The sequence below is a fragment of the Caballeronia sp. GACF4 genome, assembly GCF_023631025.1.
GTDB lineage: Bacteria > Pseudomonadota > Gammaproteobacteria > Burkholderiales > Burkholderiaceae > Caballeronia.
In genome coordinates this window covers 215461-230036 of the sequence record NZ_JALQDW010000014.1, presented here as the reverse complement: position 1 = coordinate 230036, position 14576 = coordinate 215461, and the positions used below count along the sequence as shown (strand labels likewise).

Here is a 14576-nt window from a genome sequence, read left to right as displayed (position 1 = left end):
GAAAGTCCGTGCCGCGGCATTCTCTGCCCAGACAGCGAAATGCGCGGCTTTTGGCGGCTACGTTGCCGCTGCTTGGTCACTCCTCGGCGTCTTCCGCACATCCGACACAACCTGCGCGGCCAGCACCAGGCGAATTGCCGATGATGCGCGCTAGCATCGACGTCAGAAGATCGAGTTCGGCCCGGCTGAAGCCTTCCAACTGCTCGTTCAGCACCGCAGCGCCGAGCGCGGGCAGTTGCGCGGCGGCGGCGCGGCCACGGTCCGTCAGATTCAGTTCGACGATGCGCCGGTCCGCGTCGCTACGCGTGCGGCCGATGAAACCCTTCTTCTCCAGCCGGTCCAGCATGCGCGTCATGGAACCGCTGTCGTAAGACATCTCGCGCGACAGTTCCAGCGGCGTGCGCGCTCGACCCGCTGCCAGGAAAAGCAGCACGCCGATTTGTTGCGACGTCAGATCGAGCGGCCGCAGCGCTTCGTCAGTTCGCGCGATCAACACGTTGCGAGCCTTCGCAAGGTAGTAGCCGAGGCTGGTGTCGAGTTGAATCGTGGCCGGATCGTAAAGCGGTTCGCTGGTCATTCGACAGTCCGTGGGACGACGCGCAAAGCCATGCAACGTCCCGGAAAAGCAACATTCCGAAAAAAGCAATCGGTAGTATCTTGAAAACTACTTGCATAGTCAATATTATTTAAGGCACCGAGTTACGCGCGACATGCGCCACCCGAGACCATGTTCTGATCGCCCGATGCGTCGTTCGCGACGCCCCAAGGGACCCTTCGATGACCCGCTTTGCCCGCACCGCCGGCCGACGTTTCGGCCAAGTCAGCAGCTCGATCGCCAACGCATCCCGTCAGTTCGTTCCGCCGAATCTGAACTCGTGGAAATTCGCGTTGTATCTGATCGTGTTCCTGATGCCGGGCGGTTCGTTCATCGTGCTGGCCATGGGATGGTTCGAGAATCGGCAGCGGCGCAAGACTGAAAAGCCCGCGCGTGCATCAAGCCGCACCTTGCTTCCCGCGCCGTGCGCTTGCTCCAGTAGCGGCGGAGCAGGCGGCGCCTGAAGCGCGTAACGCGTCGTAACCGATTCCCGCTGCCGCGTAACACCCACCTTACGCCGAAGCCGTTACCCTAACGTCTGCCTGACGCTCGCACGCAAGTCCCACGACCTGCTTCGCGAGCGTTCCGTTACCATCTCGGCAGTCGCATTCGTCGTATCGGACGAAGCGCCGCCGACAGGAATTTCGAAAGCAGATGCCGTCTCGCCTCGCTGTTTCATCCTCGCTGCGCCTTTCCGCCACTGCGCTTGCGGCCACGCTGGCGTTGTCCTTCGCCGGTTGCGCGGTCGGTCCCGACTATCAGCGCCCGTCCACGGCAATGCCCGCGTCCTATAAGGAAGCGCCCGATGGCTGGAAAGTCGCGCAGCCCGCCGATCAGACCGATCGCGGAACGTGGTGGACCATTTACGACGACGCAACGCTCAACGACCTCGAAGCGCGGCTGAATCAGTCGAACCAGACGGTTGCGCAATATGCGGCGGCTTATCGGCAGGCGCGGGCGCTCGTCGGCGAGGCGCGCGCGGCATATTTCCCGACCATCGGTGCGTCGGCTTCGGGATCGCGCTCTGGGCAAGGTGCGGGCACGCGTTCCACGAGCACCTCTACGTTCGGCAACAGTTCCAGCACCGTCGGCAACAGCTTCAGCGCATCGCTCGATGCCACTTGGGAGCCTGATCTCTGGGGCAGCGTGAGCCGCACGGTATCGGCGCAGAAGGCCGGCCAGCAGGGCGCGGCAGCCGATCTTGCGAACGCGCGTCTGTCCGCGCAAGGCACGCTCGCGCAGACCTACTTCCAGTTGCGCTCGCTCGACGCGCAACAACGGCTTCTGGACGATACCGTCGCCGCTTATCAGCAGTCGCTGAAGCTCACGCAGAATCAGTATGGGCAGGGAATCGTCGCGCGCTCGGACGTGATTCAGGCGCAGACGCAGTTGCAGTCGGCGCAGGCATCGGCAATCGATAACGGCGTCGCGCGCGCGCAGTACGAGCATGCCATCGCGGTGCTTATCGGCGAGGCGGCTTCGACCTTCTCGCTGGCGCAGATGCCGCTCGATGCCACGCCGCCGACCGTGCCCGCGCAGATGCCATCCGCGATTCTCGAACGGCGGCCGGATATCGCATCGGCCGAACGGAAGGCTGCGGCGGCGAACGAACAGATCGGCGTGGAAATCGCGGCGTACTTTCCCACGCTCACGCTCTCCGCGCAGGGCGGCTTCGAAAGCTCGGTGTTGTCGCAATTGCTGCGCGCGCCGTCGCGTTTGTGGACGCTCGGCCCGGACATCGCCGCAACCATTTTCGATGGCGGTTTGCGCGCCGCCCGCACGGACGCCGCGCGTGCCGCTTACGACCAGAATGTCGCGACGTATCGGCAGACGGTGCTGACGGCGTTTCAGGATGTCGAAGACAATCTCGCTTCGCTGCGCATTCTCGAGAAGGAAGTCGTCGTGCAGCAGCAGGCGGTGGAGTCGGCGCAGCAGGCGCTCGCAATTATCAACAATCAGTACAAGGCGGGGACGGTCGCGTTCATCAACGTGCTGACCGCGCAAACCACGGCGTTCACGGCGCAGCAGAAGCTGGCGAATATCGCGGGACAGCGGATGGTCTCGTCGGTGGGATTGGTGAAGGCGCTAGGCGGCGGGTGGGATGTCGCGCAGATGGATCAGGAAACGGGGGCGGCGCAGGCGCCAGCTTCGGCTTCGGCTTCGGCTTCGGCTTCGGCTTCGGCTTCGGCTTCGGCTTCCGATATCGTCAGTCAGACGCTATCGGCTAGCGACAAGCGCGCGTCAGCCGACTAAAACGCCCGTGCAAGCTCGAACGCATGCGGGTTGCCTGGTGCGCCGCGTTGCGGGCACGCAAGCACAAGCCAGCTGAGTAAAAATCTCGCGAGCGCAAGCGGTGCGCTCAGTGCGCCTTCGTTGTTCAACGTGCGCGCACCAACCGCTCAATCCGAAGCGCCGTTGGAAAGACAACTTGCACAACCGCACCGGCACTAAAGACATCGGAAAGCCAGCACCGCCTCACCGCACCAAGGTCAGCGCCACCGTATCCTGATCCGTATGCCGGCCTAGCAGATTCAACAGTCCCGCCAGATTCTCGCGCTGCTCGGGCGCCGCCGTCGCGGTGCCGTTGAACGCCGTCGATCCCTGCGACACCGTGCCGTTTCCCTTCAGCAGGAGCGGGCCACGCGTAGTCGTGAGATCGATTTCCGCCGATTCACCCTGCGCCTGCAACGCCACCCGATACGACCCGAGCGGCTTCACCCGCGATACTCTCGACGACATGTCGTCAAGCGTGACGACCACCTGACCATACGCATTCCTGCCGAGCACGCGGAACTCGGTCCATGTGAGCCGCACCGAACCATCGAAGTTCAGCGTGTTGAACGGCGCGCCGAGCCCGGAAAGCAACGTAGCCGGCACGGCGATCCCGCCAGCCGAAAGAAACGCGCCGCGCGGCGTGGCATCGACGATCACGGCGTCGGGCATCGCTTCGCTCTGGCGCATGCTCATGTGAACGCGGCCCGTGAAAAGCGGCCAAAACGCCGTCGTCCACTCGATACGCCCCGGCAGCAGCGTCGCGCCGGAAACGTCGCCACCCGTCGCGAGCATGAGCGTGGCTGAACCGCGCCAGAGCGAACCCGCCGGATCGACGAGATTCACGCGGCCGCCCGTTACGCGCGCGAATTGCGGCGTGATCCAGGCGGCGGGCAGCATTACGAGCAGCGTGCCGGCGACCGACAAGATCATCACAAAAAAAGCCGGCAGCGCGTACCGGATTCGGCGAGTCCAATAGCTCATGTCACTTCACGCTCGCCGGTTGCAGCGATGCCGTCAGATCCACCTGGCCATCCGGCTGAAGCGCCGTGACATGCGCCTCCGACACTTGCACCTTGAACTGCTTGCGGGCGTCGTCGAGCCACAGCGTCCAGTTCGGAAACGACGTGTTCTTCAACTGAATCTGCACCGCCGCGCCGATCACCTGCACCTGCGTCGCCTGCATGCCGCTGTCCGCCAGCGACTTGGTGAGCGCATCGCGCAAGGCGCCGCCCGTCGGCGTTACGCTATCCGAATTGCCCGCGAGCGAGCGCGCCTCGTTGGCTTGCGCGGTCATCGTCGCGAGCTGGCGTTGCATGGCGGGCAGCGTGTCGCGCAAGCGGCCGCGTCCTTCGAAGGCAGGCGCCCACAGCACCAGATACACGAGCGCGAGTCCGAGAACCAGTCCGCCCCAGAACAGCAGCGCCTTTTCGCGTGCCGTGCGCGCCTCCCAAAACTCTCCGAGCGAACGTCCGAGTTCCGCCTTCATTGACCGCTCCTGATCGTCCACTTACCCGTGTTGCTGTCGATTGCACCGTTCAGCCCGTTCGCCGAGAGACGCCGGGAAAGATCGCCGTCGACCTTCGTCTCCGGTTTGAACGTCACTTCGAGATGCCGATCGCGATAATCCAGCCCCGCGATGCCGTTCACCGGCACCGGCCCGAGCGAACGCGCGAGGCCATCGGCGAGTGTCAGAAAATCCGATGGCGACAGCTCGCCCGACGCCACGCGCAGACGATCGAGATTGCGCGTCATCTGATCGGGCGCGTCGAGCACGACGGTGGTTTTCGGAAAGGCGTTGAGCAGCAGCTCCGTCATCTGCGCGCTGATCGCGTCGCGCTGACGCGCAAGCTGAATCCACTGCACGTTGATCCCGATGATCGACACGACGATCGACGCCACCACGAGCGCGATCGGCACGCGCAGACGGCGCATCGTCGTGCGGTCAAGCCGCCACGGCTGCGCGGCGAACTCGAACTGGCACAGATCGAAGCGGCTCGCGAGCGCATTGCGTGCGAGCGACTCGAACGCGAGCGGCTCTGCGCCGACGATGCTCGCCGCCGCCCGCGACGATGCGAGACGCGGCTCGTCGCCCGGAAGATCGAGAAGCGAATACACGGTGACCGGCTGATCGCCCGCGAGAGCGTCGAGCGTCGCGGCGATGGAATCGGACGGCAACGCGAGTCCCTCGCCGAGCGCCGCGTGCTCGCCGCGCGCAATCGCCACTTCCATGCGCGGCGTGACAAGCGCGGCCGGCGCGGCCACTTCGCCGATGAGCGCGGGCGCGGTCGAAACCACATGCCCGAGCAGTCCGGCGACGAACGGCGGCGCGGCAAGCGCTTCATCGGCTTCGCGGGACGGAATCGGCAGGCAACGCATGGCGGGCACCGCCTTCACATTGCGATGCCCCGCGCCAGAGAATGCCTCGCGCACGAAGCGGAACCAGCCGCGATCGATGACCGCGAGCACGCGCCGGCCATCGGCGAGCGCGACGGGATCGACGGCGATATGGCAAGTCTGCGCGTCCTGGATCACCTGATCCTCGATCACGTTCGGCAGCGCCTGACGCAAGCGCGGCCCCTTCAGCGGCGGCACTTGCGCGGCGAGCAGCAGCGTGTCGCGCGCGGCGACGATCAGCACGGTCGCGTTCGCACGCGGCAGCAAGCCGAGCGATGCGCGGCCAGCGCGCTGAGTTTCGCCGCGCTTGTCGAGCAGCACGAACGGCAGGTCGGGCAGATGCCACTCTTGCGAGCGCACCGCCGGATCGCGCGGCGGTAGTAAAACGATCAGTGTGCTCAAAGGCCACTTCCTCTCATTTAAAGCGCGTCGCGCGTATAGACGATGCGCGTCGTGTGCGTGGTCGGATCGCGGTACACGAGCGTCGAGCGCTCCAACTGCGCGCGCTCATGTTCGACGCGCCCACGGATCACGAAATAGCGTGTGGTGACATCGAGCTCGCTGGGATCGATCGATGTCGCGGTCTTTACGCCCGCGCCGGTGAGCGCGAGCTGCACGTTGCCGGTATCGTGAAAGAACACCGTCTCGCGGCGCGCGACGAACGCCTGCGCCTGCGAGAGATTCATTCCCGGCACCACGGCCGCGACCACTTCGGCGGGCGCGGTGTTCATGTTCACGGCGGTCGTCGTCGGCAGAACGGTGACGAACGGCCTGAGCTTCGCGACGGCTTCCGGCGAGAAACCCTGCACGTCGAGCAGCGAGTCGACGCTGATCATCTGCAAGGGCGCGACGGGCGCGTCGGTATCCGCGTCCTTCAGGCCGGGATCGTCGGTGAAATTGCCGCCGCCCGTGCCGCCGCCCTGCGCAATCGCCGCGATGGTCGCTTCCGGCGTGGTCGTGCTCGTCGTGGTGCTGTTGCCCGTTTGCGTCTGAAAACGCGTCGCGGACCGCGCGAGACCCGCGCGTATCTGCAGCGCCACCGTTTTCGCGAGCGACCCGTTGATGCCGAGAAGCGTAAGCAGCCGCTGGAACGCCTGAATCTGTTCGACGTTGATGGTCAGTACGCCCGGCGTTGGCGTCGACACGAGGTTGCGCAGATTGAACTTCGCCTGCGCGTCTTCAATCGATCCGGACAGAAACGTCTGCGCGCCTTCCTGCGAACGCACTTCACCGATCTGCCCGAGAAAGTCCGACAGCTTCGTCTTCGCGATGGGCACACCCCACACGCCGCCGAGATACGTGACGGTCGGCGAGGTATCGGCTTCCGAGCGCAATATGAGGCGCGTCCAGTCGAGCGCGCTACGCGAAATCCACTGCGCCTGCGCGAGCAGCCGCTGATTTTCGATACGCCGCACCTGCACCTGCTGACGCCACAACATGCCCGACACCAGAATGGCCGACAGCGCGACCACCAGCAACGCGCTGATGATCGCGACTCCGCGTTCTTTCCGGCTTCTGGCGCGCATCGTCATTCTCCGACCATGAATACACGCGTGATCGGCACGGCGAGATTGCGCGCGCCGACCGCCACCTGAATTCCCGAAACCGCGCGCGGCAGCGGCGCGTTGCCGAGCTGCGGCACCTTCAGGTTGTTGTCGTTCTCGTCGATCTGCGAGAACACGTCGTTCATCCTCGTGGTCCAGCCTTTCTGCGGAATATAGACGCGCGAGGCGAGCGAAGCCACGCCGCCCATCAACTGCACCGCGTTCCAGCCGTCCGCCGTATCGCTCGATGACAACGCGCGCCGCACTTCGCCCACATTCGCGAGCGGCGGCGACGCGAAGCGCACGATGCGTCCGTCCGACAAACGGTAACGCACCACCTGCAAGCGTGGCGGCGCACCGACCGCGAACATGCCGCGCACGATCTGCAGCGAGCCGTTGTCGATCGACACCGCGGGCTGACCCGCTTCGTCGTCGGTGGCGGCCTGACGCGCGTCGATACGCATCTGGTCGAACAACTGCGCGACCACGCGCTCGTCTTCCATCGAATTGGTGATGGTCGCACGGGCGCGGATGATGGAGTCAAGCCCGCGCCACGACAGCACCGCGATCACCGCCAGAATGGCGATGGCGATCAGCATTTCCAGCAGCGTAAAGCCGCGCTGCCTCGCGGCGTCAGAGGGAGCGGTTCGTTTCATTCGCCACCACCGTGACCATTTGCGCGAGATAGCCCGAACGGCCCGGCGTCGTGACGAACATCTCGACGCGCCGGAAAATCGGGTTGGGCGTCGCGGTGACGCGCTGCGTGCAGACCAGCTTCAGGTTGCCCTGCGAACATTCGAAGGTGCGCGAGCCGATCTCCGGGAACGTGTGCGCCAGCCGAATCTGCGCGAGCTCGTTGTCCGCGCTCCAGCCGGCAAGCAGACGCCGATGCAAATCCGCCTCGCCGTTGGCAATCGCGCCGACCGCCCTCAGCGACGCGGCAAGCGCCACCGCGATGATCGCCAGCGCAACCAGCACTTCGATCATCGTGAAGCCGCGTTCCTTCCGCCGGGTGCACATCACCGCACCTGAAAGCGGCCATTGCCGCTGCCGACGATGGTCGCGCGCCCTGCCGGCGAAACGAGCGTGACTTCCATGGGCGTGTCGATGGCTTCGGTGCCGAAGACGAGGCGGCTCGCCGACTTGTCGGAATCGAGAAACTGGATCGTCGCGCTCGTCACGCCGCCTTCCCACGGACGCGGCCGCAGCAGATCGTCGCGCAGCGGACGCCAGCCGTCCTCGGTGCGGATATCGAAGCGAAAACCGCCGTCGTAAGGCTGCCACGCGATGGGCCGCGCGCGCACTTGCGCTTCGTCGCCCGCGGATTCGAACAGGAGCGCGAGACGCTGCGCTTCCTCGTTGAGGTCGGTGCGCGGATTGCGCGTGAGCTGCAACGAAGCCAGCGACACGAGCAGACCCGCGATCACCAGCACGACGAGCATTTCCAGCAGCGTGAAGCCTGCTTCACGGCCTCTATGCATATCGCGCCTGCCCACGATCATTCCTTCGATGAGATTACTGCCACGAACCGACGTCGGCGTCGTTGCCGTCGCCGCCCGCCTTGTTGTCCGCGCCGTAGCTGAACACGTCGATTTCGCCGTGCACGCCCGGATTCAGATATTGATACTGCGCGCCCCACGGGTCGGCCGGCAGACGTTCCAGATAGCCGCCGTCCTTCCAGTTGTTCGGCGCCGGTTCCGTGGTCGGCTTCTCGATCAGCGCGCGCAAACCCTGCTCTTGCGTCGGATAACGGCCGTTGTCCAGGCGATACAGCTTCATCGCCTGCATGATGGTGCCGATGTCCTGTTTCGCGGCGACGCGGCGCGCCTCGTCCGGACGACTCATGATCTTCGGCACGATAAGCGCGGCGAGGATGCCGAGAATGGCGATCACCACCATGATTTCGATCAGCGTGAAGCCGCCCTGACGGCGCGCCTTTGCAACGTTCATGCGGCGTTGTGTCCACAATTGCATGACTACTACCTCTTGATATGAATCCGGGGCTTGCGCCCGCTGTTATTGAAAATTCCCGCCGAGCATTCTAGCGAGCGCGTTCGCATGAACACGCGAACGAACCCGCCGCGCGGCGCTTTAGCGCACGTAGATCGTCGGTCCAGGAGGCATCTGCGGCAGGAAGATCTCCGACTTCGAGCCGTTACGATCGATGATGATCGAACGCGCGCGCACTTCCGAAAGCTTCACGCCTTGCGTGAGCGGACCGCCGAGCGAGATCGCGCGGGCCGGCTCGCCGCCATAACTGACGATAGCCGCCGCGCCGTGCTGCAGGGCCAGGATGCCGAACAGATGCACATCCTGATTCGCTTGCCGTTCCAGTTGTCCGCCGAAAATAGTCGCGGCCTGTTCCACCGACGGCGTGCGCGTGGCGGCGGCAGCGGGCAAGGGCGCGGTCTGCCGCGAGGTCAGCGTGACGACCCAGTACGTCACGGTCACGCAAAAGAGCGCGAGGGCGGCGAGCGATATCAGGCGAATTTGCAGGCTGTTCATTACTGCACCAGATTGTTCAGTTCGATGATCGGCAGCATCACCGCGAGCACGATCACCAGCACGACGCCGCCCATCGCCAGAATGAGCAGCGGTTCGAGCAGACTCGTCAGGAACATCGTGCGACGTTCGAGTTCGCGCGCTTCGCCTTCGGAGGCACGGTCGAGCATGGTGGTGACGTCGCCGGTGGCTTCGCCGGAGCGGATCAGATGCACCAGCACGGGCGGAAACGTCTTCGTGTTGCCGAGCGCGCGCGACAGCGACGAACCTTCGCGCACGCGCACGATGGCGTCGTCGACGTTATTGCTCATCGCCCGGTTGCTCAGGGTTTCGCCCGCGGCCTGCAGCGCGCGCAGGATCGGCACGCCGGCGGCCGTCAGAATGGCGAGCGTGCTGGCAAAGCGCACGGTGTTATAGCCGCGCACCAATTTGCCGATGAGCGGCGCGGTGAGCAGCCAGCGGTCGAACGCCATGCGCGGCCCGGGCCGCGCGAGAATGCTCTTGACGATCCACGCGAAAAGCGCGACGCCGACCAGCATGGCCCACCAGTAATTCCGCACGAACGCGGAGAGCGCCATCATCATCACGGTGAGAACGGGCAGCGCCTGCTTGGTGCTGGCGAACACGTTCACGACCTGCGGCACGACATAACTCAAAAGAAACGTGACGATGCCAAGCGCGATGATCGTCACGATACCCGGATACGTAAACGCCAGAATGATCTTCTGTTTCAGCGCGTTGCGTTGCTCGATGTAGTCCGCGAGACGCGAGAGCACGAGACCCAGCTTGCCGGTATGCTCGCCCGCCGCGACGAGCGCGCGATAGATCTCGGGGAAGTCTTTCGGATGCTGCGCCAGCGCATTGGCGAACGAATGCCCGCCGAGCACTTCGGCGCGGATCGCGGCCATGAGTTCGCGGATGTAATCGCGCTCGGACTGCTCGGTCAGAACCGCGAGCGTTTCGCCGAGCGGCAAACCCGCGATCAAGAGGCTCGCGAGCTGACGCGTGAGAATGGCCTGCTCGCGCTGCGACAGACGCCGCCCGAGCGAAAGGCGTTGCTGCCGTTCGCCGCGCGTCCGCGTACCCGCCGCCTCGACGATAAGCGGCGTCAGACCTTGCGTGCGCAACTGGCTGCGCGCGGCGCGGGCGCTGTCGGCATCGAGCACGCCCTTTTGCGTCTTGCCCGCGTGGTCGATCGCTTCGAAACGGAAAGCCGGCATACGCGTTAATCTCCGCCCGTCACGCGCAGCACTTCTTCGAGCGACGTCACGCCGGTCGCGAGCCAGCGGTTGCCGTCCTCGCGCAGCGTGCGCATGCCTTGCTTGCGGCCCGCCGCGAGAATTTCGGCATCGGCGGCGTTGCGGTGGATCAGCGGACGGATTTCATCGTCCATCAGCAGAAGTTCGTAGACGCCGCGGCGTCCTGCGTAACCCGACTGGCCGCAGCGGTCGCAGCCCACCGGATGCCAATGCGTCACGCCGTCTTCCTCGACGCGCTCTTCCTTGCACACCGGACACAGTTGCCGCACGAGCCGCTGCGCCAGCACGCCAAGCAGCGACGATGCGAGCAGATACGGCTCCACACCCATATCGGTGAGACGCGTGACGGCCGAAGCGGCGTCGTTCGTGTGCAATGTCGCGAGCACCAGGTGACCCGTGAGCGACGCCTGCACCGCAATCTGCGCCGTCTCCAGGTCGCGAATTTCCCCGATCATGATGATGTCCGGGTCCTGCCGCAAAATGGAACGCAGCGCGCGCGCGAAGGTCATGCCGATGCGCTCGTTCACCTGCGTCTGGCCAATACCCGACAAGTCGTATTCGATCGGATCTTCCACCGTCATGATGTTGGTGGTGGTGGTCTCAAGCCGCGACATGGCCGCATAAAGCGTCGTGGTCTTGCCCGAGCCCGTCGGCCCGGTGACGAGCACGATGCCGTGCGGACGGCCGATCAGCTTGTCGAAGTTCACGAGCGTGTCGCGCGCCATGCCGAGCTTTTCGAGATTCAGGCGTTGCGCGTCTTTTTCGAGCAGGCGCAGCACCGCGCGTTCGCCGTGTCCGGTCGGCAGCGTCGACACGCGCACATCGACCGGACGCCCGCCCACACGCAAGGTAATGCGCCCGTCCTGCGGCAGACGTTTCTCGGCGATATCGAGCTGCGCCATGATCTTGATCCGCGAGATCAGCGCGCCGTGCAGCGCTTTCTTCGGGCGCACGACGTCGCGCAACGTACCGTCCACGCGAAAACGCACGACCGACGCGTTCTCGAACGGCTCTATATGTATGTCCGACGCCTGTTCGCGCGCCGCCTGCGTCAGAAGCGCGTTGATCATGCGGATGATCGGCGCGTCGTCTTCCGATTCCAGCAGGTCCTCGACTTCCGGAATGTCCTGCATCAGGCGCGAGAGATCGACTTCGCCCTCCACTTCGCCGACAACCTGCGCCGCGCTGCCGTCGTTGCGCGCATAGGCGGAATTGATGGCGGCGGCCAGTTCATCGGCGGATTTGCGCTGGATGGACAGCGCGCCGAAATTGCGCGCGACTTCCGCGAGCGCGGCGTCGGACGTGCGCTCGCTGATCCAAACCTCGATGTTGTCCGCATGCTGATGCGCGAGCAGTATCTGCCCGGTTCGCGCGAAGCTGTAAGGCACGAGCCTGGCCGCGAGCGGCGACGCTGCGGCCGGCGCTTCAGCGTTGTGGGCGAGATTCGTGCGATCGGCTTCGGCGTTCAGCGTATTCACGGCCGTGCTCCTGACGAACTGTTCGAATTGCTCGAACTGTTATCCAGCGGCGTGGTGCTCGGCTGGTTGTTGGGCACCGCGTAATTGGTTGGCGCATTGCCGTACGGCGGCTGCTGCGGCTGTGGCAACTCCGAACGCTGCGGCGCTTGCTGATACGGCTGCGGCGCGGGACCCGCGTTCGGGTCCTGGGGCAGCGTCGTGCTCGGCGTACCGCGCGTCAGGTTGCTCCAGTCCAGCAGATTCTGGGCCGGGGCGCCACCGCCTTCGCTCGGTCCAAGCGGCTTCGGCGGCATGACCGGCACGTTCTGATCGCGAATCAGGCGGTTGTCCGTGGTCGAGCCGTATTGTTGCTGGCGCATGTAGTCGTAGCGCGTGTTGGCGATCTGCGAAGCCGTCGCCTGATCGCGCACGATCACTGGGCGCAGGAACACCATCAGGTTGGTCTTCGTGCGCGTCTTGCTTTCGCTGCGGAACAGGCTGCCGATGAATGGGATGTCGCCCAGAAGCGGAATCTTGCTGTTGTTATTGTTGTACTGATCCTGCATCAAGCCGCCCAGCACGACGATTTCGCCATCGTCCGCGAGAATGGTCGACTGCACGGAGCGCGTGTTGATGGTCACGCCGCCCGGATCGGTCTTGGTCGTGGCATCGACGCTCGAATCTTCCTGATAGATCTGCATCTTGAGCACGCCGCCGTCGGTGATCTGCGGCTTGACGTGCAAGGTCACGCCAACGTCGCGGCGGTCGAACGTGTTGAACGCCGTCACCGACGTCGCGGCGTTGGCGGTCGGCGTGGCGTAGGAGCCCGTCACCACCGGCACGTTCTGGCCGACGACGATTTTCGCTTCCTCGTTGTCGAGCGTGATCAGGTTTGGCGTGGAGAGGATGTTGGCGTCGGCGGACGTGGACAACGCCTGCAAGAGACCGCCGAGACCGAACAGATTGCCGAAGCGGTGCAGCAAGCCAATGTTCAGGCCGTTCGCCAAAAGACCCGTCGAAGCGGTGATCGCCGACGTGTTTTGCGCGACGGCTGCGCCCTGCACGGTCAAATCGAAGATGTTGGTATTGCCCGAGCCGAAGCTCGTGCTGCCGTACACCGCGTTGTTGCCGCCGTTCGAAAGCAGCAGACCCTGCCATTGAATGCCGAGATTGGCCCCGGTGGTGGCCGAGAGTTCGACGATCAGCGCTTCGATATAGACCTGCGCGCGGCGCGCGTCGAGCTGGTCGATCACGGCGCGCAGGTTCCGATAGACCGGGTCCGCCGCCGTGATGATGAGCGAATTCGTCGCCGAATCCGCCTGGATCATGCCGCCGCCCGAGTCGTTGCCGTTGTCGCTGTCCTTGTTCGACGAGAAACCGCTGTCGCGATTGCCGCCCGATCCCGACATCGGGTTACTGCCGCTGCCCGAACTGCTGTTGCCGCCAAAACCGCCTGGCAACGGCGGCACGCCCGACGTGCCGGTGGAGTTCGACGAATTGCCGAGCCCGCCGCTCTGGCCGAACGAATTCGACGAGTTCGAGTTCGAATTGCTCGACGAGTTGTCGTTGCTGCTGCCGTTGCCCTTGCCCATCATGCCGCGCAGGGTTCTGGCAAGACGCGTGGCGTCGGCGTTGCGCAACGCCACGACGTGCATGTTGCCCGGCTGCGAAGTCGGCGAGTCCAGCTTCTTCGCTAACGTTTTCGCGGCTTCGAGCCGCGCGCTGCTGGAAGCGCGGAACATCAGCGAGTTGGTGCGCGGGTCGGCGGTGACGACGACCTTGAGCGTGGCGTCCGTGCTGCCGATCGTGCCGGGGTCGAGCAGCTTGTTCATCTGGTCGGCCACGTCGATCGCGTTCGCGTTCTTCAGCTGGACCAAGTCCACCTCGCGCCCGGCGGCGGTATCGATACCCGCGATGATTCCGGCGATCCGCCGCACGTTGTCGGCGTAGTCGGTGACCACGAGCGTGTTGTTGCCGGGATAGGCCGCGATGGTGTTGTTCGGCGAGATCAGCGGGCGCAACACCGGCAAAATGTTATTGGCCGATTCATTGCGTAACTGGAACACCTGCGTGATGACCTGATCGCCTCGCGCGGCAGGCGAGTTGCCGACATAGGTCGGCACGCCCTGCAGCTTGGCGTCGGCCTCGGGCACGACTTTCAATACACCGTGATCCTGCACCAGCGCAAAACCCTGCATGCGCAGTGAGGCTTGCAATGTCTTCAGCGCCTGATCCTCGGGTACCGGATTTTCCGAGACGAGGTTCAACTGCCCCTTCACCCGGGGATCGACGATGATTGTCTTGCCAGTGGCGGCGCCGATCGCCTTTGCGACCTGGTCGATATCGGCGTTGACGAAATTCAATGTCACTTGCGCGTGCGCGGCTTGCGCGACGATAAGTCCCGCCGCCAGCAGTGCCGTCGCGATGCGACGCAGTGCGATAGGTTGTCTTCTCATGAATGTGTTGTCTAAGCGAACTTCTCGGGTAAAGCCCGCTAAGGCAGCACCGCTCGTCAAGCAGAGGCGCCGCCGATCGTTTCCGGGCTAGCTTG

General features: G+C 64.6%; 15 protein-coding genes. 2 read left to right on the top strand and 13 right to left on the bottom strand.

The genetic code is table 11. The features are described 5' to 3' along the window. Nucleotides 1-76: 76 nt before the first annotated feature. On the bottom strand, nt 77-577 hold the full coding sequence (locus NCR40_RS13590) for a MarR family winged helix-turn-helix transcriptional regulator (RefSeq protein WP_250509693.1): 501 nt from the start codon (nt 575-577) through the stop codon (nt 77-79). Nucleotides 578-777: 200 nt separating this feature from the next. Between NCR40_RS13590 and NCR40_RS13585 the strand changes: the two genes are divergently transcribed. Continuing rightward, nucleotides 778-1059, top strand: coding sequence for a hypothetical protein (locus tag NCR40_RS13585; RefSeq protein WP_250492857.1), 282 nt, complete (start codon nt 778-780; stop codon nt 1057-1059). A 190-nt stretch (nt 1060-1249) separates the two neighbouring features. Then, entirely contained in the window at nt 1250-2848 is a 1599-nt protein-coding gene (locus NCR40_RS13580) for an efflux transporter outer membrane subunit (RefSeq protein ID WP_250509692.1), read from the top strand. A gap of 222 nt (nt 2849-3070) precedes the next feature. Here NCR40_RS13580 and NCR40_RS13575 read toward each other — a convergent pair whose 3' ends face one another. From NCR40_RS13575 to gspD, 12 genes are all read right to left on the bottom strand, one after another. Further along, complete coding sequence (locus NCR40_RS13575) at nt 3071-3850, bottom strand: type II secretion system protein N (RefSeq protein WP_250492855.1); 780 nt, start codon at nt 3848-3850, stop codon at nt 3071-3073. A 1-nt stretch (nt 3851) separates the two neighbouring features. Beyond that, nucleotides 3852-4355 carry a type II secretion system protein M gene (locus NCR40_RS13570; protein ID WP_244826648.1) on the bottom strand — a complete coding sequence of 168 codons (504 nt, stop codon included), beginning with the start codon at nt 4353-4355 and terminating at the stop codon, nt 3852-3854. Continuing rightward, nucleotides 4352-5665, bottom strand: a complete 1314-nt coding sequence (gene gspL, locus NCR40_RS13565) for a type II secretion system protein GspL (protein ID WP_250509691.1) — start codon at nt 5663-5665, stop codon at nt 4352-4354. Before gspL ends, NCR40_RS13570 begins: the two co-directional genes overlap by 4 nt. A 17-nt stretch (nt 5666-5682) precedes the next feature. Continuing rightward, a complete protein-coding gene (gene gspK, locus NCR40_RS13560; RefSeq protein ID WP_244826646.1) occupies nt 5683-6795 on the bottom strand; it encodes a type II secretion system minor pseudopilin GspK in 1113 nt (370 codons plus the stop codon). Continuing rightward, nucleotides 6792-7463, bottom strand: coding sequence for a PulJ/GspJ family protein (locus tag NCR40_RS13555; RefSeq protein WP_250509690.1), 672 nt, complete (start codon nt 7461-7463; stop codon nt 6792-6794). Before NCR40_RS13555 ends, gspK begins: the two co-directional genes overlap by 4 nt. Next, complete coding sequence (gspI, locus tag NCR40_RS13550) at nt 7441-7827, bottom strand: type II secretion system minor pseudopilin GspI (protein ID WP_244826644.1); 387 nt, start codon at nt 7825-7827, stop codon at nt 7441-7443. The genes NCR40_RS13555 and gspI overlap by 23 nt, the downstream gene beginning before the upstream one ends. Further along, nucleotides 7827-8309 carry a GspH/FimT family pseudopilin gene (locus NCR40_RS13545; RefSeq protein WP_244826643.1) on the bottom strand — a complete coding sequence of 161 codons (483 nt, stop codon included), beginning with the start codon at nt 8307-8309 and terminating at the stop codon, nt 7827-7829. The genes gspI and NCR40_RS13545 overlap by 1 nt, the downstream gene beginning before the upstream one ends. Before the next feature lie 13 nt (nt 8310-8322). Then, complete coding sequence (gene gspG / locus NCR40_RS13540) at nt 8323-8781, bottom strand: type II secretion system major pseudopilin GspG (protein ID WP_244826642.1); 459 nt, start codon at nt 8779-8781, stop codon at nt 8323-8325. 117 nt (nt 8782-8898) lie between these two features. Next, nucleotides 8899-9312: a type II secretion system protein N gene (locus NCR40_RS13535; protein WP_244826641.1), complete on the bottom strand. Its 414-nt coding sequence runs from the start codon at nt 9310-9312 to the stop codon at nt 8899-8901. After that, nucleotides 9312-10529, bottom strand: a complete 1218-nt coding sequence (gspF, locus tag NCR40_RS13530) for a type II secretion system inner membrane protein GspF (protein WP_250492852.1) — start codon at nt 10527-10529, stop codon at nt 9312-9314. Before gspF ends, NCR40_RS13535 begins: the two co-directional genes overlap by 1 nt. A gap of 5 nt (nt 10530-10534) precedes the next feature. Then, entirely contained in the window at nt 10535-12046 is a 1512-nt protein-coding gene (gene gspE / locus NCR40_RS13525) for a type II secretion system ATPase GspE (protein WP_370652050.1), read from the bottom strand. Continuing rightward, nucleotides 12043-14466 (bottom strand): type II secretion system secretin GspD, encoded by a 2424-nt coding sequence (gene gspD, locus NCR40_RS13520; protein WP_244828143.1) that lies wholly within the window; start codon nt 14464-14466, stop codon nt 12043-12045. The genes gspE and gspD overlap by 4 nt, the downstream gene beginning before the upstream one ends. Nucleotides 14467-14576: the final 110 nt, after the last annotated feature.

Excerpts from the sequence above, each read along its gene's own strand:
- NCR40_RS13590 (WP_250509693.1), bottom strand. The coding sequence starts at position 577 with ATGACCAGCGAACCGCTTTACGATCCGGCCACGATTCAACTCGACACC.
- NCR40_RS13585 (WP_250492857.1), top strand. The coding sequence starts at position 778 with ATGACCCGCTTTGCCCGCACCGCCGGCCGACGTTTCGGCCAAGTCAGC.
- NCR40_RS13580 (WP_250509692.1), top strand. The coding sequence starts at position 1,250 with ATGCCGTCTCGCCTCGCTGTTTCATCCTCGCTGCGCCTTTCCGCCACT.
- NCR40_RS13575 (WP_250492855.1), bottom strand. The coding sequence starts at position 3,850 with ATGAGCTATTGGACTCGCCGAATCCGGTACGCGCTGCCGGCTTTTTTT.
- NCR40_RS13570 (WP_244826648.1), bottom strand. The coding sequence starts at position 4,355 with ATGAAGGCGGAACTCGGACGTTCGCTCGGAGAGTTTTGGGAGGCGCGC.
- gspK (WP_244826646.1), bottom strand. The coding sequence starts at position 6,795 with ATGACGATGCGCGCCAGAAGCCGGAAAGAACGCGGAGTCGCGATCATC.
- NCR40_RS13555 (WP_250509690.1), bottom strand. The coding sequence starts at position 7,463 with ATGAAACGAACCGCTCCCTCTGACGCCGCGAGGCAGCGCGGCTTTACG.
- gspI (WP_244826644.1), bottom strand. The coding sequence starts at position 7,827 with ATGTGCACCCGGCGGAAGGAACGCGGCTTCACGATGATCGAAGTGCTG.
- NCR40_RS13545 (WP_244826643.1), bottom strand. The coding sequence starts at position 8,309 with ATGATCGTGGGCAGGCGCGATATGCATAGAGGCCGTGAAGCAGGCTTC.
- gspG (WP_244826642.1), bottom strand. The coding sequence starts at position 8,781 with ATGCAATTGTGGACACAACGCCGCATGAACGTTGCAAAGGCGCGCCGT.
- NCR40_RS13535 (WP_244826641.1), bottom strand. The coding sequence starts at position 9,312 with ATGAACAGCCTGCAAATTCGCCTGATATCGCTCGCCGCCCTCGCGCTC.
- gspF (WP_250492852.1), bottom strand. The coding sequence starts at position 10,529 with ATGCCGGCTTTCCGTTTCGAAGCGATCGACCACGCGGGCAAGACGCAA.